Source organism: Cognatilysobacter xinjiangensis (genome assembly GCF_014651995.1).
GTDB lineage: Bacteria > Pseudomonadota > Gammaproteobacteria > Xanthomonadales > Xanthomonadaceae > Cognatilysobacter > Cognatilysobacter xinjiangensis.
This window is the reverse complement of sequence record NZ_BMXY01000001.1, coordinates 317,165-341,581: the sequence shown is the minus strand read 5'-3', so window position 1 is coordinate 341,581 and position 24,417 is coordinate 317,165. Positions and strand designations below refer to the sequence as shown.

General features: G+C 69.2%; 23 protein-coding genes and 1 riboswitch. Of the genes, 18 read left to right on the top strand and 5 right to left on the bottom strand.

Going from position 1 to position 24,417, the window contains the following annotated elements; translation table 11 throughout:
• Nucleotides 1-4: 4 nt before the first annotated feature.
• Nucleotides 5-442 (bottom strand): NfeD family protein, encoded by a 438-nt coding sequence (locus IE066_RS01580; RefSeq protein WP_189446574.1) that lies wholly within the window; start codon nucleotides 440-442, stop codon nucleotides 5-7.
• Nucleotides 443-452: 10 nt separating this feature from the next.
• Nucleotides 453-1,397 (bottom strand): SPFH domain-containing protein, encoded by a 945-nt coding sequence (locus IE066_RS01575; protein ID WP_189446573.1) that lies wholly within the window; start codon nucleotides 1,395-1,397, stop codon nucleotides 453-455.
• Between the two features lie 82 nt (nucleotides 1,398-1,479).
• Between IE066_RS01575 and IE066_RS01570 the strand changes: the two genes are divergently transcribed.
• Genes IE066_RS01570 through IE066_RS01560 form a run of 3 tightly spaced genes read left to right on the top strand, consistent with a single transcriptional unit; the run spans nucleotide 1,480 to nucleotide 4,293 of the window.
• Nucleotides 1,480-2,097 (top strand): RNA polymerase sigma factor, encoded by a 618-nt coding sequence (locus tag IE066_RS01570; protein WP_229790622.1) that lies wholly within the window; start codon nucleotides 1,480-1,482, stop codon nucleotides 2,095-2,097.
• Entirely contained in the window at nucleotides 2,090-2,956 is an 867-nt protein-coding gene (locus IE066_RS01565; RefSeq protein WP_189446572.1) for a hypothetical protein, read from the top strand. Before IE066_RS01570 ends, IE066_RS01565 begins: the two co-directional genes overlap by 8 nt.
• 26 nt (nucleotides 2,957-2,982) lie before the next feature.
• Nucleotides 2,983-4,293, top strand: coding sequence for a PDZ domain-containing protein (locus IE066_RS01560; protein ID WP_189446571.1), 1,311 nt, complete (start codon nucleotides 2,983-2,985; stop codon nucleotides 4,291-4,293).
• 42 nt (nucleotides 4,294-4,335) lie between these two features.
• Here the strand turns inward: IE066_RS01560 and IE066_RS01555 are convergent, their stop codons facing one another.
• Nucleotides 4,336-5,310 (bottom strand): aldo/keto reductase, encoded by a 975-nt coding sequence (locus IE066_RS01555; protein WP_189446570.1) that lies wholly within the window; start codon nucleotides 5,308-5,310, stop codon nucleotides 4,336-4,338.
• A gap of 278 nt (nucleotides 5,311-5,588) precedes the next feature.
• Between IE066_RS01555 and IE066_RS01550 the strand changes: the two genes are divergently transcribed.
• The 5 genes from IE066_RS01550 to IE066_RS01530 all read left to right on the top strand — a co-directional run bounded on the left by IE066_RS01550 (nucleotide 5,589) and on the right by IE066_RS01530 (nucleotide 10,400).
• The gene (locus IE066_RS01550) at nucleotides 5,589-6,152 is read left to right on the top strand and encodes a TMEM165/GDT1 family protein (protein WP_189446569.1); all 564 of its coding nucleotides are present in this window, start codon (nucleotides 5,589-5,591) and stop codon (nucleotides 6,150-6,152) included.
• An 85-nt stretch (nucleotides 6,153-6,237) separates the two neighbouring features.
• Entirely contained in the window at nucleotides 6,238-7,515 is a 1,278-nt protein-coding gene (locus tag IE066_RS01545) for a nucleoside permease (RefSeq protein WP_189446568.1), read from the top strand.
• Between the two features lie 3 nt (nucleotides 7,516-7,518).
• Entirely contained in the window at nucleotides 7,519-8,499 is a 981-nt protein-coding gene (locus tag IE066_RS01540) for a PfkB family carbohydrate kinase (RefSeq protein WP_189446567.1), read from the top strand.
• Between the two features lie 22 nt (nucleotides 8,500-8,521).
• Nucleotides 8,522-9,517 (top strand): tRNA dihydrouridine synthase DusB, encoded by a 996-nt coding sequence (gene dusB, locus IE066_RS01535; protein ID WP_189446566.1) that lies wholly within the window; start codon nucleotides 8,522-8,524, stop codon nucleotides 9,515-9,517.
• A gap of 55 nt (nucleotides 9,518-9,572) precedes the next feature.
• Nucleotides 9,573-10,400, top strand: coding sequence for a class I SAM-dependent methyltransferase (locus tag IE066_RS01530; RefSeq protein WP_189446565.1), 828 nt, complete (start codon nucleotides 9,573-9,575; stop codon nucleotides 10,398-10,400).
• On the opposite strand, the gene IE066_RS01525 is transcribed toward IE066_RS01530, so the two are convergent.
• Entirely contained in the window at nucleotides 10,394-11,437 is a 1,044-nt protein-coding gene (locus tag IE066_RS01525) for a metal-dependent hydrolase (RefSeq protein WP_189446564.1), read from the bottom strand. The two genes, IE066_RS01530 and IE066_RS01525, sit on opposite strands and share 7 nt — an antisense overlap.
• 137 nt (nucleotides 11,438-11,574) lie before the next feature.
• Here IE066_RS01525 and metK point away from each other — a divergent pair, with 137 nt between their 5' ends.
• The 4 genes from metK to IE066_RS01505 all read left to right on the top strand — a co-directional run bounded on the left by metK (nucleotide 11,575) and on the right by IE066_RS01505 (nucleotide 15,617).
• Nucleotides 11,575-12,786, top strand: a complete 1,212-nt coding sequence (metK, locus tag IE066_RS01520) for a methionine adenosyltransferase (protein WP_189446563.1) — start codon at nucleotides 11,575-11,577, stop codon at nucleotides 12,784-12,786.
• Nucleotides 12,787-12,953: 167 nt separating this feature from the next.
• Complete coding sequence (locus IE066_RS01515) at nucleotides 12,954-13,583, top strand: hypothetical protein (RefSeq protein WP_189446562.1); 630 nt, start codon at nucleotides 12,954-12,956, stop codon at nucleotides 13,581-13,583.
• An 11-nt stretch (nucleotides 13,584-13,594) separates the two neighbouring features.
• On the top strand, nucleotides 13,595-15,037 hold the full coding sequence (locus IE066_RS01510) for a phospholipase effector Tle1 domain-containing protein (RefSeq protein WP_189446561.1): 1,443 nt from the start codon (nucleotides 13,595-13,597) through the stop codon (nucleotides 15,035-15,037).
• Between the two features lies 1 nt (nucleotide 15,038).
• Nucleotides 15,039-15,617 carry a hypothetical protein gene (locus IE066_RS01505; protein ID WP_189446560.1) on the top strand — a complete coding sequence of 193 codons (579 nt, stop codon included), beginning with the start codon at nucleotides 15,039-15,041 and terminating at the stop codon, nucleotides 15,615-15,617.
• 299 nt (nucleotides 15,618-15,916) lie between these two features.
• Here the strand turns inward: IE066_RS01505 and IE066_RS01500 are convergent, their stop codons facing one another.
• A complete protein-coding gene (locus IE066_RS01500; protein ID WP_189448719.1) occupies nucleotides 15,917-18,349 on the bottom strand; it encodes a S9 family peptidase in 2,433 nt (810 codons plus the stop codon).
• A gap of 293 nt (nucleotides 18,350-18,642) precedes the next feature.
• A riboswitch (S-adenosyl-L-homocysteine riboswitch) is annotated at nucleotides 18,643-18,749 on the top strand.
• Between the two features lie 46 nt (nucleotides 18,750-18,795).
• On the opposite strand from IE066_RS01500, the gene ahcY reads away from it, so the two are divergent.
• From ahcY to IE066_RS01470, 6 genes are all read left to right on the top strand, one after another.
• Entirely contained in the window at nucleotides 18,796-20,226 is a 1,431-nt protein-coding gene (ahcY, locus tag IE066_RS01495; protein WP_189446559.1) for an adenosylhomocysteinase, read from the top strand.
• 278 nt (nucleotides 20,227-20,504) lie between these two features.
• A complete protein-coding gene (locus IE066_RS01490; protein ID WP_189446558.1) occupies nucleotides 20,505-21,104 on the top strand; it encodes a hypothetical protein in 600 nt (199 codons plus the stop codon).
• A 75-nt stretch (nucleotides 21,105-21,179) separates the two neighbouring features.
• On the top strand, nucleotides 21,180-22,001 hold the full coding sequence (metF, locus tag IE066_RS01485) for a methylenetetrahydrofolate reductase [NAD(P)H] (RefSeq protein ID WP_189446557.1): 822 nt from the start codon (nucleotides 21,180-21,182) through the stop codon (nucleotides 21,999-22,001).
• Nucleotides 22,002-22,121: 120 nt separating this feature from the next.
• On the top strand, nucleotides 22,122-22,748 hold the full coding sequence (locus IE066_RS01480; RefSeq protein ID WP_189446556.1) for a hypothetical protein: 627 nt from the start codon (nucleotides 22,122-22,124) through the stop codon (nucleotides 22,746-22,748).
• Nucleotides 22,749-22,793: 45 nt separating this feature from the next.
• A complete protein-coding gene (locus IE066_RS01475; RefSeq protein WP_189446555.1) occupies nucleotides 22,794-23,387 on the top strand; it encodes a hypothetical protein in 594 nt (197 codons plus the stop codon).
• A gap of 57 nt (nucleotides 23,388-23,444) precedes the next feature.
• A complete protein-coding gene (locus IE066_RS01470; RefSeq protein ID WP_189446554.1) occupies nucleotides 23,445-24,362 on the top strand; it encodes a branched-chain amino acid transaminase in 918 nt (305 codons plus the stop codon).
• Nucleotides 24,363-24,417 lie beyond the last annotated feature (55 nt).

Here is a 24,417-nt window from a genome sequence, read left to right as displayed (position 1 = left end):
CGCATTACTGCGGCCGCACCTCGAGCGTCATGCCGCGCACACCGACGATACGAACACGCGTGCCGACGGGAAGGTCGGGGCCTTCCACGTCCCAGAGCGCGTCGGCGATCTGCACTCGGCCGCGGCCGTCGACGATGGGCGCGACGAGGGGCTCGACGCGGCCGATCAGCTGCTCGGCGCGACGGTTGAGCGCGGGTTGATCGCTGGACCGTCCGGCGCCACGGAACCAGTGGCGATAGGCGAGCACCGAGGCCACGCTCAGCACGGCGAAGACCAGCATCTGCGCGATCACCGGCAGCTCCGGCAGTGCGAACACGATCAGGCAGGTGGCCGCCGCGGCGATGCCCAGCCATAGCATGAAGGCGCCCGGTGCGATCACCTCGGCGGCGATCAGTCCCAACGCGGCGAGCGCCCAGGCGGTCGTGGCAAGTTCCCAGCGCATGGCGATGGCCTCAGCGTGGTACCGCGGGCGGACGCGGCGTGGACGGCCGGTCCAGCGCTTCCTTGGCGAGCTCGGCGATGCCGGCGATCGAGCCGATGATGCCGCTGGACTCCATCGGCATCATCACGAATTTCTGGTTCGGCGCCTCGGCCAGCGACTTGAACGCCTCGATGTACTTCTGCGCGACGAAGTAGTTGATGGCCTGCACGTTGCCGGCGGCGATCGCGTCGGAGACCAGCTGCGTGGCGCGCGCCTCGGCTTCGGCCAGGCGTTCGCGGGCCTCGGCCTCCCGGAACGCCGCTTCGCGGTCGCCCTCGGCCTCGAGGATCTTCGACTGCTTCTCGCCCTCGGCCTTGAGGATCGCGGCCTGCCGGAAGCCCTCGGCCTCCAGCACGTTGGCGCGCTTCTCGCGCTCGGCCTTCATCTGGCGCGCCATCGAATCCACGAGGTCGCGCGGCGGCGCGATGTCCTTCAGCTCGATTCGGTTGACCTTGACGCCCCAGGGGTGCGTGGCCTGGTCGACCGCCACCAGCACCTTCGTATTGATCTCGTCGCGCTTGGACAGCGACTCATCGAGGTCCATCGAGCCGATCGCGGTGCGGATGTTGGTCATCACCAAGTTGAGGATGGCGATCTCCAGCGTCGCCACCTCGTAGGCGGCCTTGGCCGCATCGAGCACCTGGAAGTAGACGACGCCGTCGACCTTGACCACCGCGTTGTCCTTGGTGATCACGTCCTGGCTGGGGACGTCCATCACCTGCTCCATCATGTTGATCTTGCGGCCAACGCCCTGGTAGATCGGGATCAGGAAGTGCAGGCCAGGCGACATGGTGTGGGTGTACTTGCCGAAGGCTTCCACCGTCCATTCGTAGCCCTGCGGCACCATGCGCACCGCCTTGAACAGCACGATGACGACCACGGCGGCGATGAAAAGCCCGACGATCGAAATGCCCATGGTGTTCCTCCCCTGTCGTTGAACCGAGTATAGGCGCCGGGCGGCTGCGACGGTTTCGCCGCACCGCGCATCTGGAAGGGGGATGACGCTCGCCATGACTGCCGACGCACCCCGGACCGCGACCGCTGCGCCCGCCCCGGCGCGCAGCAGCTTCGCGATCGACGTGCCGGCGTCGCTGCTCGAACGTGCCCGCGCCGGCGAGCACGCGGCCTTCGAGCAGCTGTTCCGCTGGTTCGAGCGGCCGGTCTACACGTTGGCGTTGCGCCTCTGCGGCGACCGCGACGACGCCGCGGACGTACTGCAGGACACCATGCTGAAGGTCTTCGGCAATCTGCGGTCGTTCCGCGGCGGCAGCCCGTTCTGGGGGTGGCTGCGCCAGGTAGCGGTGAACGAGGCGCTGCAGAAGCTGCGCCGTCGCCGGCTGCTGGACGACGAGCTGCCGATGGGCGAGCACGAGTTCGAGGATCTCGCACCGCCGCCCGCCGCTGCAGCGGATGCCGCGACGCTGACCCGCGCACTGCTGCGACTGCCGCCGTCGACGCGCAGCGTCCTCTGGCTCTATCACGCCGAGGGCTACACCCACGAGGAGATCGCCGGGCTGTTGCAGCGCACTGCGAGCTTCTCCAAATCGCAACTCGCGCGCGGCGGCCGTCGGCTTCGCGCGCTGCTGGAAACACCCGAGGAGGCCGACCGTGGCTGACGCCGAGCATCCGCGCACGCCGGATATTCCCAACTGGCAGCAGGCATTCGCGGCGCTGCCGCTCGACGGGCCGCCAGCCGACGCCTGGTCGCGTCTCGCGGTCTCGCTGCCGACAGGTACAGCCGCATCGCGACCCCACGGGCCGTCGTCGCAGCGCACGCGCTGGGCGATGGCGGCCGCGCTCGGCGTCGCGGCGGTCGGCGGCCGGGTGACGATGCGGACTTCGCAGCCGTCGCTGCCGCCGGTCGTTGCGACCGCCGATGGCAGCGCAGCAACCAGGCATCCGACGTCCGATGCGATGCCGGCGCGCGATGCGGGGCCGGTCGCCAACGACGCGCCGGCGGTTGCCGCGGGCGTCGGCGCGGTCGCATCCGAACCGGAAGCCATTGCGGCGGTAACCGGGGCCGCGCCGGCGACCCCACCGCGGCGCGAGAGGGCCGCAGGTCTCACGGCGTCATCTCCGAGCCGGCCGGCACAGGCCGTGACCACCGCACAGCGGTCGGGAAACGACGCGGTCGCCACATCGACAACCGCACTGGCGAGTGCGGCGCGCGCGGACGGCGTCGCCCGCGCGCTCGATGAGCTTCGCGGCGAATCGTCGCGCCTCGAAGCACTGGTCGCCCTGGCACGCCAGTCGGGCATGCAGAGCGGGCCGGCGCTGGTGCTTACCGCCGACATCGACGATCGCCTGCAACTCATCGACGCCGCGCTCTCGCAGCCGTCGCTGGACGAGGCCGAACGCGCCGACCTGTGGCGGCGTCGCGTCGACACGCTGGGGGAACTCGCCGCCGTCGAGGGTACGCAGCGCTGGATGGCCGCGCAGGGTTATTCCATGGACGCGGTCGCACGCGTCGACTGATTACAGACCACCACTCCGAGGTCGCCATGCAACGTCCATCTCCCCGCCAATCCCTGCTCGCGCTCGCGGTGGGCGCGCTCGTCGCCTTCGGCGCGGCCGCCCAGACCGATGATCGCGCCGCCAAACAGAAGGAACTGGAAGCCGCACGTGCCGAGCTGCAGGCGACCGCGCGGAAGGTCGCCGCACTGTCGCGCGAGCTCGGCGAAAGGAACGACGGCGTGTTCGTGTTCGAGCAACGCGCCCTGAGCCGGCCCGTGCTTGGCGTGCTGCTGGATGCGGATGCATCGCGCGGCGTGCGGGTCAGCGGCGTGACACCCGACAGCGGCGCGGCGAAGGCCGGCCTGCGTACCGGCGACCGCATCCTGAGCATCGACGGCAAGCCCGTCGAAGGCGCCGACGGCAATGCGCGACTTGAGCGCCTGCGCGCGATGCTCGCGGATATAAAGGAAGGCAGCACGCTGCGCATCGGCTATGAGCACGACGGCAAGGCTGCGGCCGCATCGGTGACGCCCCGGCGTTCGGCGTCGATGACGCTCTTCAACGCCGACGGCAGCGAGGTGAGGCCCCGCGGCGATGTCCGCTTCATGGGCAGCGCAGACGGCGGCATGACGTTCGAGGCGGATTCGGTCGAAATCAAGCCGGGCCAGCCGCTGCAGGTGCTCAAGAGCACGAGCGCCGATGGCAGGACCGTCACCCGTCGCATCGTCCGCACCGACGGCACGGGCGCCGGCCGCGATGTCCTGGCCGAGCTGCCCGGCGTCTCACCGCGTGTCCACAGCGAAATCCTGCGCCTGGCGCGCGACGGCAGCTGCAAGGACGGCGAGAACTGTCGCTCCTTCGCGCTCGCCGAGGCGTTCCGCTGGAACGGGCTCAACCTGGCGTCGCTGGACGCGAACCTCGGACGCTACTTCGGTACCACCGACGGCGTGCTGGTGGTCAGCGCGGGCCCGGAACTGGCGGGGCTGCAGTCGGGCGATGTGATCCGCAAGGTCGACGGTCGTGGCGTGGCCAGCCCGCGCGAGGTCATGGACGCACTGCGCGGCAAGCCCGAGGGCGCGACGGTCAGCGTCGAGTATCTGCGCGATCGCAAGGCCGCCACCGCACAGCTGAAGGTGCCCAAGGCCATGCGCATTCCGCTGCCGCCGGCACCGCCTGCCCCGCCCGTGCCGCCGGCACCGCCGAGCCATGCCGCGCCTGCACCGCCGCCGCCGCCGGGCGATGCGCCGCCACCGCCACCGCCGCCGGCGCCTCCCGCCGCACCGCCGGCACCGCGCGTCGCGGCACTGGTGCCTCCGGCGTTGCCTCCCGTGCCGCCCATGCCACGACAGGTCGACTGACCACCACAGCTTTCCCTCGGCGCCGGTCTCCGGCGCCTTTTTTTATGCGGCCGCAGCTTCGACCCGCTGCCACGCCGCCTCGTCGAGCGCGTCGACCAGCGCGAGCGCACCGAGGTTCTGCAGCAACTGCTCCACGCGGCTCGCGCCGAGGATCACCGTCGACACATGCGGATTGCGCAAGCACCAGGCAATGGCCAGCGTCGCCGGCGCATGGCCGAGAGCGCGCGCGGCCTCGGCGAAGTGGCGTGCCCGTTCCGGTCGACGCTCGCTCTCGTCGCCGACAACGATGCGCTTGAGCCAGCCCATGCCCTCGCGCTCGAGCCGCGCGGGGGCGTCGCCCGAGGGCTCGGCGTACTTGCCGGTGAGCAGGCCCGAGGCCAGCGGCGAGAACGTCGTGGTGCCGAGGCCGAGCTCGGCGTACAGCGGCGCGTATTCCAGCTCGACGCGCTCGCGGTGAAGCAGGTTGTACTGCGGCTGCTCCATCGTCGGCGCGTGCAGGTGATGGGCCCTGGCGACGCGATGCGCCTCGCGGATGAGCGGCGCGGGCCACTCCGACGTGCCCCAGTACAGCACTTTGCCCTGGCGGATCAGCGTGTCCATCGCCCACACGGTCTCCTCGACCGGCGTGTCCGGATCGGGTCGATGGCAGAAGTAGAGATCAAGCGCGTCGACGCGAAGGCGCCTGAGCGCGGCCTCGCAGGCATCGCGCACGTGCTTGCGCGAGAGGCCGCGCTGCGTGGGCCGCGGGTCCTGCGCCGAGCCGAAGAACACCTTGCTCGACACGCAGAAGCCGTCGCGCGGCAGCCGCAGGTCGGTGATGACGTCGCCCATCACGCGCTCGGCGTCGCCGTTGGCATAACCCTCGGCGTTGTCGAAGAAGTTGATGCCGTGGTCCCACGCGGCGGCGATCAGGTTGCGGCATTCGCTGCGCGAGATCTGGTTGCCGAAGGTCAGCCACGCGCCGAATGAAAGCGCGGAGAGCTTGAGGCCGGACGATCCGAGTCGGCGGTACTGCATGGGTCGGCTCCGTGGTGGGCGCCGCATCGTAAACCGCGCGCCGCGGCCGGCATGCGAGCAGCGACGATTGGCGGGGCCCTGTGGCGGGCGGGTACAATGCGCGCACCTTTCGGGGAGTAGTCCGCCGTCGCAACGACGGCCCGCGCGTCAACACACTCGGCCAGCCGGCCGTGGCGCGCGGAGGATCGCCTGGCGATCCGGGGCAAGACCGGAGGCGATGCGCGACCGCCGGGCCGTGCCTCGCCTTCGTGCATGCCCGGCCCCTATCGGACAGTCCCTTGAGCGCATTCCTGATTTCGACCGGCACGGTCGCCCTTGCCGAGATCGGCGACAAGACCCAGCTTCTCGCCCTGATGCTTGCCGCGCGCTACCGGCGCCCTTGGCCGATCGTCGCCGGCATCACCGTCGCCACCGTGCTGAACCACGCGCTCGCTGCCGCGCTGGGCGACTGGCTGTCCACCGTGCTGACACCGGAGATGCTGCGCTGGATCGTCGCCGCCAGTTTCCTTGCCGTGGCGCTGTGGACGCTCAAACCCGACACGCTGGACGAGGGCGACGCCAAGGCCGCGCGCTATGGCGCCTTCTTCGCCACCACGATCGCCTTCTTCATCGCGGAGATCGGCGACAAGACGCAGGTGGCGACCGTCCTGCTGGCGGTGCGTTTCCATGATTTCTGGTGGGTGGTGGCCGGCACGACGGTCGGCATGCTGCTCGCCAACGTGCCTGTCGTGCTGCTCGGCAGCCGCTTCGCCGACCGCCTGCCGCTGAAGGCCGCGCGCCTCACCGCCGCCGCCGTATTCGCGGCGCTCGGCCTGTGGGCGCTGTTCGTCGGCATCGGCTAGTCAGCTTCCCGCGCGGCCGGCGTCTTCACCACGGCCGCTTTTGCCTCTACGCTGCGGCGACTTCCGCGCCGCACCAGGACCGCCCGTGAACCTCAAGCTCCGCCTCACGCTGATGAACTTCCTCCAGTTCTACATCTGGGGGGCCTGGCTCATCACCATCGGGCGCTACTGGTTCGAGAACCGGGGCTGGTCGGGCACCGAGTTCGGCTGGGTGTTCTCGACGATGGGCTTCGCGTCGCTGTTCATGCCGGCGCTGATGGGCGTACTGGCCGACCGCAAGATCAACGCCGAGCGCCTGTACGGCGTGCTGCACATCGCCGGCGGCATCCTGCTGGCCTGCGTGCCGCTGATGGACAGCCCGCGCGCGCTGATCGGGCTCATGATGCTGACCATGTGCTGCTACATGCCGACGCTCGCGCTCGGCATCGCGGTGGCTTACAACGCGCTCAAGCGCGAAGGCATGGACGTCGTGCGCGACTACCCGCCGATCCGCGTCTGGGGCACCGTCGGCTTCATCGCCGCGCTGTGGACGACCAGCCTGCTCGGCCTCGAAACCTCGCCCGGCCAGTTCTACATCGCCGCCGGCGCCGCCGTCGCGCTGGGCCTGTACGCCTTCACCCTGCCGCCCTGCCCGCCCAAGCTCGTGCGCGGCGACAGCCGTTCGATGGTGGACGTGCTCGGCCTGTCTTCGTTCCGCCTGTTCCGCGACCGCAACATGGCGGTGTTCTTCATCTTCGCGATGATGCTGGGCGCGGCCCTGCAGCTCACCAATGCGTACGGCGGCACGTTCCTCGGCGAGTTCAGCGCCGACCCGACCTATGCCGACAGCCTCGCGGTGAAGTACCCCGCGATCATCATGTCGATCTCGCAGATCAGCGAAACGCTGTTCATCCTGACCATCCCGTTCTTCCTGCGCCGCTTCGGCATCAAGACGGTGATGACGATCTCGATGATCGCGTGGTTCCTGCGCTTCGGCCTGCTCGCCTACGGCGACCCGGGTGCAGGCCTGTGGATGATCATCCTGAGCTGCATCGTCTACGGCATGGCCTTCGACTTCTTCAACATCTCGGGCAGCCTGTTCGTCGAGCAGCAGAGCGATCCGACGATCCGCGCCAGCGCGCAGGGCCTCTTCATGGTGATGACCAACGGCATCGGCGCGGTGCTGGGCAGCCTGGTATCGGGCTACGTCATCGATGCGTTCTTCACCGGCGCCGACGGCGCGAAGGACTGGCACGGCATCTGGTCGGCGTTCGCGCTTTACGCGCTGGCCATGGCCGTGCTGTTCGTGCCGCTGTTCCGCCATCGCCACGACGCTGGCGCGCGCGTCGCGGTGCACGGCGCGGCCGACGTCAACAATCCCTGACCGATGGGCGCGACGGTCGTGGTGGTCGGCAGCTTCAACGTCGACCACGTGTGGACGCTCGATGCCCTGCCCGCGCCGGGCGAGACGCGCTCGGGCGCGTACGCCAGCGGCCCGGGCGGCAAGGGATTCAACCAGGCCGTCGCGTCCGCACGTTCCGGCGTCGCGACGCGCTTCGCCTGCGCACTCGGCGACGACGCGGGCGGCCAGTACGCGTGCGCACTGGCCGTCGCCGACGGCATCGACCTGCGCGACGCTGTGGCCGATGCACCCACCGGCTCGGCCGGCATCTTCGTCGACGCCAACGGCCGCAACTCCATCGTGGTGGCGCCCGGCGCGAACGACGCACTGGACGCCGCGCACGTCCAGGCCGCGTTCGACGGCGAGCCGCCGCGCGTGGTGCTGTCGCAGCTCGAGACGCCCGCGGCCGGCGCGCAGGCCGCCTTCGCCGCGGCTCGTGCCGCCGGTGCGCTGGCGATCCTCAACCCTGCCCCGGCGAATGCCGCGGTCCCGGCATCGCTTCTCGACCAGGTCGACCTGCTGACGCCGAACGAGACCGAGTTCGCCGCGCTGGTGCGTACGCACCTGGGCGTGGCTCTCGACCCCAACACGCTCGCCGCCAGCACCGACACCGACCTGCACGCGCACTGCCGACGCCTGCTGCCGCGGGGCAGCGTGGTGGTGACGCTCGGCGCGGCCGGCGTCTTCATCTCGCACGCGTCGGATGTGCTGCGTGGCGACGGCGACGCCTGCTACCGCGTGCCCGCCTGCAAGGTCGCGGTGGTCGACACGACGGGCGCCGGCGATGCGTTCAACGGCGCGCTCGCGGCCTCGCTCGCGGCGGCGCCCGAGCGGCCGTTCGCGGCGCATGCGGCTTATGCAGTCGCCTATGCCGGCCTGTCGACCGAACGACCGGGCGCTGCGCTATCGATGCCCTCGCATGCCGACGTCGCCGCCCGCTTCCCGGATGCCGCCGGCCCCGCCTGAGCCCGGCGCGTAGAATCGCGACATGCGCATCGGCCCCTATGAGATCGCGCCCCGCGTGGTCCTCGCGCCCATGGCGGGCGTTACCGACAAACCCTTCCGGCTGCTGTGCAAGCGGCTGGGCGCCGGGCTGTGCGTGTCGGAAATGACGACCTCCGACCCGCGTTTCTGGAACACGGCGAAGTCGCGCCACCGCATGGATCACGTCGACGAGCCCGCGCCGATCAGCGTGCAGATCGCCGGCACGGTCCCCGAGGTGATGGCCGAGGCCGCGCGCTACAACGTCGAGCACGGCGCGCAGATCATCGACATCAACATGGGCTGCCCGGCCAAGAAAGTCTGCAATGCCTGGGCGGGCTCGGCGCTGATGCGCGACGAGGCGCTGGTCGGCCGCATCCTGGATGCCGTGGTGAACGCGGTCGACGTGCCGGTGACGCTGAAGATCCGCACGGGATGGGCGGCGGACGCGAAGAACGCGCTGACGATCGCGCGCATCGCCGAAAGCGCAGGCATCGCCTCGCTCGCGATCCACGGCCGCACGCGCGACCAGCAATACACCGGGTTCGCCGAATACGACACGATCGCGATGGTCAAGGCCGCGCTGTCGATCCCGGTGGTCGCGAACGGCGACGTCGATTCGCCGCGCAAGGCCGCCGATGTCCTGGCGTACACCGGCTGCGATGCGGTGATGATCGGCCGCGCCGCGCAGGGTCGGCCGTGGATCTTCCGCGAGGTCGCGCATTACCTCGCCACCGGCGAGGAACTGCCACCGCCGTCGCTTGAGGAAGTGCGCGACGTGCTGCTCGGCCATCTCGACGCGCTGCATGCCTTCTACGGCGAGATCTCCGGCGTGCGCATCGCCCGCAAGCACCTGGGCTGGTACGCCAAGGACCGGCCGGAGAACGCGGCGTTCCGCGCCGTGGTCAATCGCGCGGAAACGGCCGAGGCACAGTCGCGCCTCACCCGCGACTACTTCGACGCGCTGATCGCCGGCGAGCCGCCGGCACGGGAAGCGGCCTGACCTCACGGCGGCTTTCCGGGCGCGACGCGGGAATCCGCGCACCAGGAGTTCCGCCATGACCGACACGAACGACGCCGCCGTCTACCTGCACGGCTTTTCGCGCACCGAGCAGGCGCGGCTCATGAAGCAGGCGCGCATCGCCGAATCGACGATCTTCCGCAACATCGACTACACCGGCGCGCGGCACCTGCTGGAGGTCGGCAGCGGCGTGGGCGCGCAGACCGAGATCCTCCTGCGCCGCTTTCCCGAGCTGCACGCCACCTGCGTCGACCTGAGCGACGCGCAGCTCGCCGCCGCGCGCGAGCACCTAGGCGGCATGCCGCACCTCGCCGACCGCTACACGCTGCAACAGGCCGATGCCGGTGATCTGCCGTTCGAGCCGCGCAGCTTCGACGCTGCGTTCCTGTGCTGGGTGCTCGAGCACGTGCCCTCGCCCGCGCGCGTGCTGAGCGAGGTGCGCCGCGTGCTCGCGCCGGGCTCGCCGGTCTACATCACCGAGGTGATGAACTCCTCGTTCCTGCTTGATCCGTATTCGCCCAACGTCTGGCGTTACTGGATGGCGTTCAACGACTTCCAGCACGAGCACGGCGGCGACCCGTTCGTGGGCGCGAAGCTCGGCAACCTGCTGCTGGCAGGGGGCTATCGCGACGTCACCACCGAGCTCAAGACCTTCTATTTCGACAACCGCGAGCCGGCGCGCCGCAAGGTGATGATCGGCTTCTGGGAGGAACTGCTGCTGTCGGCCGCCGACAAGCTCGTCGAGGCGGGCGCGGTCACGCAGGAGATCGTCGACGGCATGCGCCGCGAGATGCACCAGGTGCAGAACGACCCGAAGGCGGTGTTCTTCTACGCCTTCGTGCAGGCCCGCGCGGTCGTCTACTGACGCGCGTCCGCGCCGCGTGCGCCCGCCACGATCGGCTCGGCCCAGATGCGATGCCACATGTCCGGCAGCCGGCGCGTCGCCTCCCACGGCCACTGCGGCTGCTCGGGCGGGACCGCCGACCATCGCCCCCGCGCATCGCGGCGCGCGACGGCGAAGCGGAACGTGTAGTCCGGCTCGGCGCCCATGCGCAGGTCGCTCAGCACGAGCCGGCCGTCGCGCACCTCCGCCTTCATGAAGCCGCGGTTGAACCAGGCGAGCCGCCGCACCGCGGGCAGCGCCGACACCGCCTGCAGTGCTTCGACGTCCGAGCGGTAGCGGCGGAAGCGCATGGGCCCGCGATCGGCCACGATCGAGCGCTCGCCCTCGACGAAGCCGTCCGGCGTCATCGCGACGACGCGCCAGAGCAGCGTGTTGAACGGCATCGGCACCGAGAAGCGCGGCGCATCGGCGAGCCCGAGGGCCGCGAGATCGCGCCCGGCCTGGCGGTCGACGATCGACTTCGCGACGAGCGACCAGCCGAGATAGCCGGTGCTCAGCACCAACGCGACGACCAGTGCACGCTGCGCACCGCGGCGCTCGCGCAGCCACCACGCCGTGGCGCAGCCGATGATCAGCCACACGGTGTAGAGCGGATCGACGATGAAGACGCTCGACCACATCGTCGGCGGCGGGTGCAATGGCCACAGCAGCTGCGTGCCGTAGACGGTGAACGCGTCCAGCAGCGGATGCGTGACGAGCGCCAGCTGCATCGCCCAGAACCAGCGCCGCGGCGCCTCGGCCACGCGTCCGCCGCGCGAGCGCAGCCAGGCCCACAGCAGCGTCCCCAGGATCGGCAGGACGAACAGCGAATGGCTGAAGCTGCGATGCCAGGTCATCCGCGCGACGGGGTCGTCAGTGAACGGGTTGATCAGCAGCACGTCGAGGTCGGGCAGCGTCCCGAGCGCGGCGCCCGCCAGCAGCGCGGCCCGGCGATGACGCGGCGGCGCGACGGCGGCGGCCACCGCGGCGCCGAGCACGATCTGGGTCAGCGAATCCATCGCGCGATGCTAGCCGCCCGGGCGGCCGTGGCGTTTCCTTGACCGGAACGGAATGGCACCGCGCGCAGAATGCGCGGGCGGGGCCGAGCCTGTATCATGCGCGGCCATCCTTTCATTCGAATACAAGGATATAGCCGATGTCCAGCTATCTCTTCACCTCCGAATCGGTCTCCGAAGGCCATCCGGACAAGATCGCCGACCAGATCTCCGACGCCGTCCTCGACGCGATCCTCGCGCAGGACAAGCGCGCCCGCGTGGCCTGCGAGACGATGGTGAAGACCGGCGCCGCGATCGTCGCCGGCGAAGTCACGACGTCGGCCTGGGTCGACATCGAGTCGCTCGCCCGCAACGTGATCAACGCGATCGGCTATGACAACTCGAACGTCGGCTTCGACGGCCACACCTGCGCGATCATCAACATGCTCGGCAAGCAGTCGCCGGACATCGCCGCTGGCGTGGATCGCACCTCGCCGGAAGAACAGGGCGCGGGCGACCAGGGCCTGATGTTCGGCTACGCCTGCGACGAAGCGCCGGAGTTCATGCCCGCGCCGCTGTACTACAGCCACCGCCTCGTCGAGCAGCAGGCGCGCGTGCGCAAGAACGGCACGCTGAACTGGCTGCGCCCGGACGCGAAATCGCAGGTCACGCTGCGCTACGACGCCAACCACAAGGTGCAGGGTCTCGATGCCGTGGTGCTGTCGACCCAGCACGATCCGGACATCGCGCAGAAGGACCTCGTCGAGGCCGTCTACGAGGAGATCCTGAAGCCGGTGCTGCCGGAGGAATGGCTGTCGGCGCTGCCCAAGCACAAGGTGCACATCAACCCGACCGGCATCTTCGTGATCGGCGGTCCGGTGGGCGACTGCGGCCTGACCGGCCGCAAGATCATCGTCGACACCTACGGCGGCATGGCCCGCCACGGCGGCGGCGCGTTCTCGGGCAAGGATCCGTCGAAGGTCGACCGCTCGGCCGCCTACGCCGCGCGCTACGTCGCCAAGAACATCGTGGCCGCCGGCATCGCCGAGCGCTGCGAGGTGCAGGTGTCGTACGCGATCGGCGTCGCCGAGCCGACCTCGATCTCGGTCACCACGTTCGGCACCGGCAAGATCTCCGACGAGCAGATCGAGAAGCTGATCCGCGCGCACTTCGACCTGCGCCCGTACGGCATCGTCAAGATGCTCGACCTGATCCATCCGGTGTACCAGCCGACCGCCGCCTACGGCCACTTCGGCCGCGCGCCGTACGAACTGACCTACACCGGGCAGGACGGCAAGTCGGAAACAGCGACCGCGTTCTCTTGGGAAAAGACCGATCGCGCCGACGCGCTGCGTAAGGAAGCCGGGCTGTAATCGCCCCCGCGTTTGGATGTACATGGAACGGGCCGCGAAAGCGGCCCGTTTCTTTTTGGGTGCGAGGCAAGCGCCGACGTACGCAGCTCTGCCCCCGCGGCGCCGCTCGCCTTGACCTCCATGCGTGGCCGCGGCTACCGTCGACGCGACCCACACGGACCGTGACCATGACCAAGCGCCCGCCGTGGCCCGCTGCCACGCTCGCCTCGCCGCTTCTGTTCCTCGCCCTGCAGGGATGCGCAACGCCGATGCCCCCATCCGACGCCCGTCCGACCTATCCGCCACCGGGGCATTTCCCGCCGACGTTGAATCGCGTGGCGGACGGTCCGCTGCGCTTCTGGCAGCACAATTTCGGCGCTTATTGCTTCAGTACGTGGGGCTGCCGCGTTCGTTACGGGTCGATGCTCGTGGTCGACCATTCCCCGGACGAGTGGCAACGGCCGCTCGAAGACGCTGTGGGCGACTTTCGCGCGCGCATGCGCGGCGGGTACATCGGCCTGCGCAACTTCGAGGGGCCCGTCGTCCTCGAGTGGCAGGACGCAAAGCGCAATCCACTTCACATGGAGCTGGACCTCGGCACGATCTTCGCCGACGGTCTGATTCGTCACCGCGTGCCCTTGGACGAGATTCGGAGAGACTCGTCGGTCGGCAATCCCGACATCATCGTCGAGATCAACGATCGCACTGTCCGCCTGTACATGCGCGCGCACATTCCACTCGAAAAGCCGCGTGATCCAGGCAATCGTTATTCGAATTTCGTGGACGAAAACGTTCTGGTGCTTGAACAGATCCTCTAAGGAGATGTGCCATGGAAGGCCGCTATCCGGGTGGCGTCTCACGCCACGCCGCCGATGCTCACGACCTTGCGAGCTACGCCAACACGGAGCACGAACTCTCGCGGATGCCTGTCCCCGTCCTGCACGACAGTCGAGATCCGTCGTCGCGCATGTTCATCGCGTTCTTCGACGGCACCGGAAACGACATGCGAAAGACGGACCGGGGGCAGACCAATGTGGCCCAGCTGTTCGACGCCACCAAGGAGGCTTCCCGCCAGCACCCCGGGCTAGGCAGTCATTACGTTCCGGGCCCAGGAACGCAGTCCAATGCGTTGGTTGCGCTGGCCGATGGCGCGCTGGGTGTGAGCTATGACGCCCGACTGGAAACGATGTACGTCGAGTTCTGCCGGCAGGCGAAGCAATGGCTGGCTGAAGATTCGAACGTGCGCATCAGCCTTGCGAACGTTGGCTTCAGCCGCGGCGCCGAGCAGGCCGCCGGCTTCGCAAGGCTTGTTGCCGAGCGCGGGATTATCGATGTCGACGAGGGCCACCTGACTCGCAATCGCGACGGCTTGATCGTCAATGCGCGCTACAGCGGCAAGGTCCTGATGACTGGCGATCAAATCGCCCAAGCCGAACTCCTGTTCGACCCCGTCGGCACCGGCATCCCGCACGAGCGCGATCGCCGGCCGCCGCCGCAGGTGCTGACGGGCCTGCAGATCACCGCCGAGGACGAGCGTCGCGACGCGTTCAAGGGCTCGTGGATCATGGATCCCGGTTTCACCCATGGCGGGCGATTCCTCAACGTCATGGTCGGCGGCTGCCATTCCGACATCGGCGGCAGCTATGGCGAGGACGGGCTCGCCCGGCGTAATTACAACCTCGGCGTGGACTTCCTCAACGCGCTGTCCGACCGCCCGTTCCTGTCCAAGCAGCACCTGCGACCGGATCTCGATGTCGTCCATCGCTCGGTCGAACACGCGCACTTCTACGACGACGACGTCTATCGCCGAAACGAGCGCAGGGGCCTGCCGGAAGAGTCGCGGCGCGGCATGGTCGATGCGATCGGCGGCAACCGCCGGGATCGCAGCCCGGCAGCGAGGGACGCCGAGCCGATCGACAGCGCACTCGATGCGCGCTATCCGCGCAGACCGGTGGAGATCATGCCGGTGCCGGAAACACCCGCGGAGGTCCGCGATCGGCCGCCCGCGAGCGAGCGTCAGGATCTGCAACCGCATGCGCAGCCGCGACCGATTCTGCAGCGCGTGATCGGGATCGTCGCGGAGTCGGAGATCAAGGGCGATCGCGACCTTCGCGACGAAGCGCTCGATGCTTACCTCGCCAGCGCCTACGGCAAGGCCTTCGCAGCGCGCGTCGATGCGGCCTACGAGGCGGCCCGCGATCACCAGCGCGAGGCGGCCGTGGTCGCGAGCCAGGATTCGCAGGCGCCACGCGCGCGAGCGATGGCGGTCTGACATGGCGCTTCCGAACGATCTGGACTTGCTCACCGAGCAGACACTGCAACTGGCGGTCGTGGCCCGCGCGCTCGACGAGCGCAGCCAGCAGGCGACGCGCACGCTCGAACGCGCCGCGCAGGAGCTCGCGGCCGCCGCGGCGCAATTGACGGGCGCGGGCGAGCGTGTCGGACGCGACGCCTCGCGTGTCATCGCACACGAGGCCTCGGCACAGGCCCGGCGCGCCGCGGCCGACGCATTCGCCGATGCGCGCGCAGCGCTGGATACGCATGCGGCGCGCGTGCGGGAACTCGATGCGACGCTGCAGGCAAGCCGCGACGCGGTGGTGGCGATGCAACGCCGCTGGCTGCTGATCGCGCCGGCGGCGGTGCTGGCGGGTTGCGTGCTGTCGGTCATCGGAGCCACAGCCTGGGTCGCCGCGGCACGCGCTGACGTCGAGCGCCATCGCGTGGACGCGGCGACGTTGCGGGCGGTGGATGCCGCGGACCTCGTGCGCTGCGGCGATTCGCTGTGTGCGCGCGTGGAGCGCGGCGCCGCGCCCGACGGCTATCGGCGAGTGGCGCTGCGCGGCGGCCCCTAAGCGCTGCGGCGTCGCCCGCGACCCGCGGTTTCCGCTCCCGCGGCGCCTGCTCCTCCCCGCGTACGACGACGTTGGAGGCGCCGGCCCACATCCAGTCTCTGCGTTTCGGCTTATGGCTTTCGACGTCCGGTTTCCGACTCTCGTCTGCCGTCTCACCGCTCGCGGCTTGCGGCTTGCGGCTTGCGGCTGGACGCTAGCCGCTGGTCCCGTCCGCGCGTTTCCGACCATTGCAAGCGTCGGCCGCCGGCAGAAAACGGGCCGCATGCGCGGCCCGTTTAGATACCTCCAGCGCGCCCCGCTTACTTCCCCGGCGCGCTCTTCGATGCCGCCGTGGCGTTCTTGACGTACTTCGTCAGCCAGTCGTCCGACTCGGCGAGCATGGTCATGATCGACTCGCGCGCGCGGTAGCCGTGCGCCTCGCGCGGCAGCATCACCAGCCGTGCCGTGCCACCGGTGCCCTTGATCGCGGCGAACATGCGCTCGCTCTGGATCGGGAAGGTGCCGGAGTTGTTGTCGTCCTCGCCGTGGATCATCAGCAGTGCGTCCTTGATGTCCTTGACGTAGTTGAAGGGCGACATCGTCATGTAGGTGTCGCGCGCGTCCCAGTAGTTGCGCTCCTCAGCCTGGAAGCCGAACGGCGTCAGCGTGCGGTTGTAGGCGCCGCTGCGCGCGATGCCGGCCTTGAACAGGCGGGTGTGCGCCAGCAGGTTGGCGGTCATGAACGCGCCGTACGAATGCCCACCCACGGCGACGCGGTTGCGGTCGGCGACGCCGCGGCGAACGACCTCGTCCACCGCTGCCTGCGCGCTCGACGTGAGCTGCTCGAGGTAGGTATCGTTCGGCTCGCGATCACCCTCGCCCACGATGGGCATCGACGGATCATCGAGCACCGCGAAGCCGCGCGCGAGGAAGGGCAGCGGGCCCCAGTAGCTCACGGCGTTGAAGCGGTACGGCGAATCGGTGACCTGCGACGCGGCCGCGGCGGATTTGAACTCGGCCGGGTAGGCCCACATCAGCAGCGGCAGCGGACGGTCCTTGCCCGGCTTGAAGCCCGGCGGCAGGTAAAGCGTGCCGGTGAGCTCGACGCCGTCGGCGCGCTTGTAGCGGATCTGCTCCTTGCGGATGTCCTTGAGCTGCGGCGTCGGGTGCTTGAACGCGGTCAGCGCGCGCAGCGGGCCCTTCGCATCGCGCACGAAGTAGTTCGGCGGGTTCGCCGGCGACTCCTGCGTGACCAGCAGGCGATTGCCCGTGTCGTCGAGCACCGCGACCGGCGCCGTGTAGTTCGGCGCCTCGGAGCGGAACACGCGCGTCGTAGCGAAATCGGCGAGGTTCACGCGATCGACGAACGGGCGATCACCTTCCGGGGAGGCACCCGCACCGATTCGGAAGAACGCGCTGCCGTCGCCAGTGAACTGCAGGCGCGGCAGGTACGAGCCCGTGCGCGAGGCGACGGCGCGTCCCGGGTCGGCGTAGCGATCCTCGCTGGACCCTTCATGCACCAGGCGCGGCGCGGTCGACGGTGCGTCGGGCGCCACAAGCCACTGCTTCTCCTGCCGGTTCTTCCACCAGTACTCGTCGATCAGCGCGACGTCGCCGCGGCCCCAGGTCGCGCCCGCGAAGCGCGTCGAAAGCTTGGCGAGAACCGCCGGCTTGCCGTCGAACGGCGCGGCCTGCTGGTAGACGATGTCGCGTACGTCGACCTGCTTCGCCGGATCGCCACCGTCCTGCGCCTCGGCCCAGACCAGCGCGGCCGGCGCATCGCTGCGCCATTCGATGTCGCGCACCCCGGTCGGCACGGCGTCGTTGCCGTTGGGCAGGCCTTCGAACAGCGGCAGCCTGGCGACCGTGTGCTCGACGCGACCGTCGAGGCCGATCACCTCGATGCGCCGCGGGAAGTAGAACAGCGGGACGATGTAGGAGTACGGACGGTCGATCGTCTGCGCGAGCAGGTGGCGGCCGTCCGGCGACGGCGCGAGATCCACGTACTTCGCGGGTTCGCCGATGCGCGTGACGCTGCCGTCGAGTGACACGATGGCCGGCTGCACGGTGAGGTAGTGGTCGAGCACGCGCGCGTCCTGTTCGCTGCGCAGCATGTCCTGGTACGTGCGCAGCTGGCGGACGGTGCCCGTGCCCGCGGTTTCCTGCACGTTCGGGCCCGTCGGGTCGGTGTCGCCGGCCGGCGGCTCGCCCTGCCCGGCCGGGCGCAGGTTGACCAGCAGGCGCTTCGAGTCCGGCATCCAGCGCGGCGGATCCATCACGGTGTTGAGGCCGCCGGCGAGGCGACGGGCCTTGCGTGCCTGCACGTCGACCAGCCACAACTCGTTGGCGCCGGTGACCGGGTCCTGCTGGTTCAAGGCTACGTGGCGCTGGTCCGGCGACCACACCGCCGACGCCAGCGAGAGCGGCTGCGGCAGGCCGTCGATGCGGATGTCCTTGCCGGTGGCGACGTCCTTCAACCAGAAATCGCTGCCGAACGAGAAGCGGCTCTGCGCGTAGCTGCGTGCATTGATGCGCACGCCCGCGAGCTTGAGCTCGGGCTGGGCAACGAGCTGGATCGACGGTAGCGGCGGCACCTGCATCATCGCGGCGACGTCGCGCTGCGGGCCGAGGATGAGCTGCGGCGGACGCGGTGCATCGACGATGGCCTGCAGTTCGGCGGCCGGCATGCGGTAGCTGTTTTCCGACTTCGCGGCGGCCGGCGCGGTGGCGGGCTGGGCCGCCAGCGTGCCCATGCACGCGAGCGAGATCAGGGCGGGAAGGACGAGGCGGCGCAGGACGGGGGCGGCGGTCGGCACGGTGGCATCCGTAAAGTCGATCGGACCGCGATGCTTCGCGTACGGCCGGCTGCCTGTCAATGCGCCGGAAGTGCTGGTCGGGCGATGGGGATCGCGCTTCGGGCTCACGAGCGCATCGGCCGTGGTTGCACCGTGGTGCCGCCTGACGAGCCTCGCTTCTTCGGCCCTCCACGGCACACAGCGTTCAGGTCGCGCCTTCGGCCCATTGCACGCCGCGGTACAATGTGCGGCCCATCGAGGGGCGCTGCGACCGTCGCGCGGACCTCCGCGCCGGCCCTTCATCGAAGGCGCCGACGGCCAGGCTCGGTGGCTTTCTTTCCAACGGCGCCCGTGCAGGAACCGAACGCATCCACTGCCGGTTCCCCACGACCACGGAGCTACCCATGAACGCAATCCAGAAGTCCTTCTCGACCGAAGGCGATTACAAGGTCGCCGACATCTCGCTGGCGGACTGGGGCCGCAAGGAACTCGACATCGCCGAGCAGGAAATGCCGGGCCTGATGTCGATCCGCCGCAAGTACGCGCCGAGCAAGCCGCTCGCCGGCGTGCGCGTGACCGGCTCGCTGCACATGACAATCCAGACCGGCGTGCTGATCGAGACGCTGAAGGACCTCGGCGCCGACGTGCGCTGGGCCTCGTGCAACATCTTCTCGACGCAGGACCATGCCGCCGCCGCGATCGCCGCGTCGGGCACGCCGGTGTTCGCGTGGAAGGGCGAGTCGCTCGAGGAGTACTGGGACTGCACGCTCGACGCGCTGACCTTCCCCGGCAACCTCGGCCCGCAGCTCGTCGTCGACGACGGCGGCGACGTCACCCTGCTGATCCACAAGGGCTACGAGCTCGAGAACGGCTCGACGTGGGTCGACGAACCGGCGTCCTCGCACGAGGAGCAGGTCATCAAGAACCTGCTCAAGCGCGTCAAGAACGAGCGCCCGGGCTTCTGGCACACCGTCGTCAAGGACTGGAAGGGCGTCTCGGAAGAGACGACCACCGGCGTGCACCGTCTCTACAAGCTGGCCGAGGAAGGCTCGCTGCTGGTGCCGGCGATCAACGTCAACGACTCGGTCACCAAGTCGAAGTTCGACAACCTCTACGGCTGCCGCGAGTCGCTGGCCGATGGCCTCAAGCGCGCGATGGACGTGATGCTCGCCGGCAAGGTCGCGGTGGTCTGCGGCTACGGCGACGTCGGCAAGGGCTCGGCGCACTCGCTGCGTGCCTACGGCGCGCGCGTCGTGGTCACCGAGATCGACCCGATCAACGCCCTGCAGGCCGCGATGGAAGGCTTCGAGGTCAATACCGTCGAGTCCACGCTCGGCCGTGGCGACATCTACGTGACGACGACCGGCAACAAGGACGTCATCACGCTCGATCACATGAAGCGCATGAAGGACCAGGCGATCGTCTGCAACATCGGCCACTTCGACAACGAGATCCAGGTCGATGCGCTGTACCAGTCGGGTGCGAAGCACACGAACATCAAGCCGCAGGTCGACAAGTACACGTTCGAGGGCGGTAACTCGATCTTCCTGCTGGCCGAAGGCCGCCTGGTGAACCTGGGCTGCGCGACCGGCCACCCGAGCTTCGTGATGTCGAACTCGTTCTCGAACCAGACGCTCGCGCAGATCGACCTGTGGGCGAAGAAGGACGAGTACGAGGCGAAGGTCTACATCCTCCCGAAGAAGCTCGATGAGGAAGTCGCCCGCCTGCACCTCGAGAAGATCGGCGTGAAGCTGACGGTGCTGACCGACGAGCAGGCGGCGTATCTCGGCGTCGACAAGGACGGCCCGTACAAGCCTGACCACTACCGCTACTGATCCAGGCAGCGGTATCGACGAAAGGAACGGGCGCTTCGGCGCCCGTTTCCGTTTGCGCCCATCACTCCCGATGTGAGTGCCGAGTGAAGCAACTTGCACGAATCGCGCAGCCGCGCACATTCATTTAGGAAGCCACACGACTTTCTGCGATCGCGCGCACGGAGCGGGGCTGCCGTTGCGCGAGGATTCCCCCAGGGGATTCGTTCGCGGGACATCGTGTGAAGCGCGCTTGCATGGCGGCAGTGGCCGCCCTTTTCGCCGTCGCGGGGAGCGTCGGCATGGCTTCGGCGGCCGAGACCATCGTCGATGCCGACGTCCGATTCCTGCCTGCCGACCAGGCGATCCGCATCGAGGGCGCCATCGGCGCGCGCTTCGACGCCGACGTGCGCGCCGCGCTGGAGGCCCATCCCGACGCACGCCACATCGTCATCACAAGCCCGGGCGGCATGCGCGCACCGGCGATGCGGGTGGCGGAGCTGGCGAACGCGCGGGGCCTCACCGTGCGCGTATCCGGCCGCTGCGCGAGCGCCTGTGCCCTTCTGTGGGCGGCCGCCGACCGCCGCGAGATGACCTACGACTCCGGCCTCGGGCTGCACCGCAGCGGCCTGGACCCGTCGCTCGGCCTGCCCGACGTGCTGCGTCGACGGATCATGGCGCGCAACGATCGCCAGACCGACGACGTGCTGCGAAATGCCGGCTTTCCGGAACGCGTGATCGCCGTCGGGGCGGCGACGCCGGCGGAGTCGATGAGTTGGTTCAGCCCCTACGAGCTGCAGACGGGCGGCGTGTCCTTCGTGCTGCTCGACGGCACCGGCCATGCGGCGGCGTTGGACATTGCGACGGGCCACGTGCTGACGGGCGCGACCGTCGCGCGCTGAAGGCGGAAGTCGAGCGGTTTCTCTTCATCGCGATAGAAAGATAGAATCGATGCCAGATTCCGCCGCGGCGTCGACATGGTCCCGATCAGCTTCGAGTTCTACCCCCCGAAGACTCCCGAACAGCATGTCCAGCTCGACAAGACGGTTGCCAAGCTGCAGGCCCATGCGCCGGAGTACGTGAGTGTCACCTTCGGCGCCGGCGGCTCGACGCTGAGCCATACGCCGGAAACGATCCGCAAGTTGCGCGGAACCGGCCTCGACGCCGCCCCGCACATCACCTGCATGGGCGGCTCGCGCGAGGAGATCCGCAGCCTGCTCAAGCTCTACCGCGCGCTCGGTGCGAAGCGGCTGGTGGCGCTGCGAGGCGACCTGCCCTCGGGCATGGTCAGCGCCGGCGAGCTGCGTTATGCCGACGAGCTGGTGCGCTTCATCCGCGAGGAGACGGGCGACCACTTCCACATCGAGGTCGCGGCTTATCCCGAGATGCATCCGCAGGCGCGCGACGCGCAGGTCGACCTGAAGAACTTCATCGGCAAGGTGCGGGCCGGCGCGAATGGCGCGATCACGCAGTATTTCTACAACGCCGACGCCTATTTCCGCTTCGTCGACGACGTGCGCCGAGCGGGCATCGACGTGCCGGTGGTGCCCGGCGTAATGCCGATCGCCAACTTCAGCCAGATCCGCCGCTTCTCGGAGCTTTGCGGCGCCGAGATTCCGCGCTGGATCTCGCAGCGCATGCTGGCCTACGCGGACGATGCGGACAGCATCCGCGCCTTCGGTGCGGAAGTCGTGGCGCAACTCTGCCGACGGCTGGTCGACGGAGGTGCGCCGTCGCTTCACTTCTACACGCTGAACCTCTCGAGGCCGACGCTGAACGTTCTCGCACAGCTGGGCTGATTCCGGCAGGACGGTTCGAAACCGGTTCAGTTCCGGGCGGTTCGTCACACTTCTCGTTGACACGCGCGTTCCGAGCATCTCCCGCATCGGTTGCGGAAGGTGCGTGCCATGAAAACTTCGATGTCCGTTCTGACCCTCGCGCTCGGCCTGGGGCTCACCCTGCCCGCCGCCCCCGAGGTCCAAGCCGCCTATACCGGCATCCAGCGCTGCCGCGCGCCCGATGGCACCACGCTCTACACCGACAAGCCCTGCGCCGCGTTCAACGCAACGCCCGAGGCGGCATCGGTCGAGCTCGGAATGCGGCTCGCCAACGAAGCTCGCATCGATCCCCGGGCTTACGAGGACGCCGCACGCAACGACGAAATCGCCGCGACCGGCGCGGCGCCGGGGCGCCGTTCGCTGCAATCAGGCTGCGCGCGCAGCCCCACGCAGCTGGCCATGGACATCCAGGGCGCGATCGCGCTGCATGACGTCAACCGGCTCGCGGAGAGCTGGTACTGGGTCGGCATGACGCAGAAGCAGGCGATGCCGATCATGTCGAAGCTCGACAGCATCGCGCGCGGCGACGTGGTGTCCACGCAGTACTACAACGCGCAGATCGGCTTCGGGCTGCAGCTCGCATCCGCCGACGACGCCCAGGTCGATGGCCGCGCCGGCATCCTCCAGGTGGCCGTTTCCGGGCGACATGCGCAGTCGCTCGAGCTGAACGTCGAACGCTACGCAGGCTGTTACTTCGCCCGCTTCTGAACCATCGCCGCTCCATGGGGCGCCGCGCCGGCTTAACCTTCCGGGATGCCGTCGCGTCCTTACGTCCTCATCGCCCTGCTTGCACTGGTTGCGCCATCGTCCGCGCTGGCGGAGGTCAGGCGCTGCGCGTTGCCCAACGGCTCGATCGTGTTCACCGATCGCCGCTGCGACACGATCGGCGGCGAGGAGCGCGCGGCACCCACGGAGACCGCGCAACTGCGCAGTCATCGTGCTGCGTGCCCGCGCACGCTTCGCGATCTCGCCTACGAGGTACGCGCGGCGGTGGACGCGCATGACGTCAACCGCCTTGCCAGCGTGTACCTGTGGAGCGGCATGGGAACGCGCCAGGGCTATGCGCTGATGGACCGACTTCAGGCGGTCGTCGACCGCCCCCTCGTCGACCTGCAGCCGATCTACCCCGGTACCGACGAGCCCTATCCGACCACGGTTCCGCTGCGTCCGCCGACCGGCCTGCGGCTCGAACAGACCTCGATCCGTGGCGGCACGCCGCTGCGCGCGGTGTTCGGGCTGCGCAAGCACCTGGGTTGCTGGTGGATTGTCGAGGGCGGCACCCGACGCGTCACCCCACCGCCCTCCGTCGAGGACCTCCCGGAACCCGCGCCGGTTCCCGTGGACTGACGGCGCGGCGCGCCCTCATGGGAGAATGCGCGCTGTTTCCCACCCTGGAAGGCGCGCATGCAGTACCCCGAATGGATCTGGCACAACGGCTCGATCAAGCCCTGGGCCGAGGCGACCACCCATGTCATGTCGCATGCGCTGCACTACGGCTCGTCGGTGTTCGAAGGCATCCGCTGCTATCGCACGCCCAACGGCCCGGCGATCTTCCGCCTGACCGAGCACAACCGCCGCCTGTTCGCCTCGGCGCGCATCTACGACATGGCCATGCCCTATTCGCTCGAGCAGCTCAATGCGGCCTGCCGCGAGGTGGTGCTGAAGAACGGGCTGGAGCAGGCCTACCTGCGCCCGGTCGCCTATCGCGGCCTCGGCGGCTTCGGCCTGTCTGCGGAAACGCCCACCGACGTCGCGGTCGCCGCCTGGCACATGGGCCCGTACCTCGGCGAGGGCGTGCTGGAAGCGGGCATCGACGCCTGCGTGTCGAGCTGGCAGCGTTTCGCGCCGAACACGATTCCGGCCGGCGCCAAGGCGGGCGGCAACTACCTGTCCGGCCAGCTGGTCGCGCGCGAGGCACGCCGCCTCGGCTTCGGCGAGGGCATCGCGCTGGCGTCGACGGGCCTTCTGAGCGAAGGCGCGGGCGAGAACCTGTTCCTGGTGTTCGACGGCGCCCTGCACACCACGCCCGTCAGCGCCGCCCTGCTCAACGGCATCACGCGCAACACCATCATCACCCTCGCCCGCGACGCCGGCATCCCGGTCGTCGAGCGCGACCTGCCGCGCGAATACCTCTATCTCTGCGACGAACTGTTCATGTGCGGCACCGCAGCGGAGATCACGCCGATCCGCTCGGTCGACGGCCGCCAGGTCGGCAGCGGCGAGGCCGGCCCGCTGACGCGCCGCGTCCAGCAGATGTTCTTCGGCCTGTTCGACGGCACGACGCCCGACCGCTACGGCTGGCTCGAGCCGCTGGAAGGCTGAGCGCGTCCTGCGAGCACGAAAAAAGGCCGGCGAATGCCGGCCTTTTTTTCGACTG

Coding starts and splice junctions, on each gene's coding strand:
- IE066_RS01525 (WP_189446564.1), bottom strand. CDS start 11,437: ATGGATTCGCTGACCCAGATCGTGCTCGGCGCCGCGGTGGCCGCCGCC.
- IE066_RS01515 (WP_189446562.1), top strand. CDS start 12,954: ATGACCAAGCGCCCGCCGTGGCCCGCTGCCACGCTCGCCTCGCCGCTT.
- IE066_RS01580 (WP_189446574.1), bottom strand. CDS start 442: ATGCGCTGGGAACTTGCCACGACCGCCTGGGCGCTCGCCGCGTTGGGA.
- IE066_RS01570 (WP_229790622.1), top strand. CDS start 1,480: ATGACGCTCGCCATGACTGCCGACGCACCCCGGACCGCGACCGCTGCG.
- IE066_RS01490 (WP_189446558.1), top strand. CDS start 20,505: ATGGCTTCGGCGGCCGAGACCATCGTCGATGCCGACGTCCGATTCCTG.
- IE066_RS01555 (WP_189446570.1), bottom strand. CDS start 5,310: ATGCAGTACCGCCGACTCGGATCGTCCGGCCTCAAGCTCTCCGCGCTT.
- IE066_RS01480 (WP_189446556.1), top strand. CDS start 22,122: ATGTCCGTTCTGACCCTCGCGCTCGGCCTGGGGCTCACCCTGCCCGCC.
- IE066_RS01540 (WP_189446567.1), top strand. CDS start 7,519: ATGGGCGCGACGGTCGTGGTGGTCGGCAGCTTCAACGTCGACCACGTG.
- IE066_RS01505 (WP_189446560.1), top strand. CDS start 15,039: ATGGCGCTTCCGAACGATCTGGACTTGCTCACCGAGCAGACACTGCAA.
- IE066_RS01470 (WP_189446554.1), top strand. CDS start 23,445: ATGCAGTACCCCGAATGGATCTGGCACAACGGCTCGATCAAGCCCTGG.
- IE066_RS01530 (WP_189446565.1), top strand. CDS start 9,573: ATGACCGACACGAACGACGCCGCCGTCTACCTGCACGGCTTTTCGCGC.
- IE066_RS01475 (WP_189446555.1), top strand. CDS start 22,794: ATGCCGTCGCGTCCTTACGTCCTCATCGCCCTGCTTGCACTGGTTGCG.
- IE066_RS01575 (WP_189446573.1), bottom strand. CDS start 1,397: ATGGGCATTTCGATCGTCGGGCTTTTCATCGCCGCCGTGGTCGTCATC.
- IE066_RS01500 (WP_189448719.1), bottom strand. CDS start 18,349: ATGGGCACGCTGGCGGCCCAGCCCGCCACCGCGCCGGCCGCCGCGAAG.
- dusB (WP_189446566.1), top strand. CDS start 8,522: ATGCGCATCGGCCCCTATGAGATCGCGCCCCGCGTGGTCCTCGCGCCC.
- metF (WP_189446557.1), top strand. CDS start 21,180: ATGGTCCCGATCAGCTTCGAGTTCTACCCCCCGAAGACTCCCGAACAG.
- IE066_RS01510 (WP_189446561.1), top strand. CDS start 13,595: ATGGAAGGCCGCTATCCGGGTGGCGTCTCACGCCACGCCGCCGATGCT.
- IE066_RS01560 (WP_189446571.1), top strand. CDS start 2,983: ATGCAACGTCCATCTCCCCGCCAATCCCTGCTCGCGCTCGCGGTGGGC.
- ahcY (WP_189446559.1), top strand. CDS start 18,796: ATGAACGCAATCCAGAAGTCCTTCTCGACCGAAGGCGATTACAAGGTC.
- metK (WP_189446563.1), top strand. CDS start 11,575: ATGTCCAGCTATCTCTTCACCTCCGAATCGGTCTCCGAAGGCCATCCG.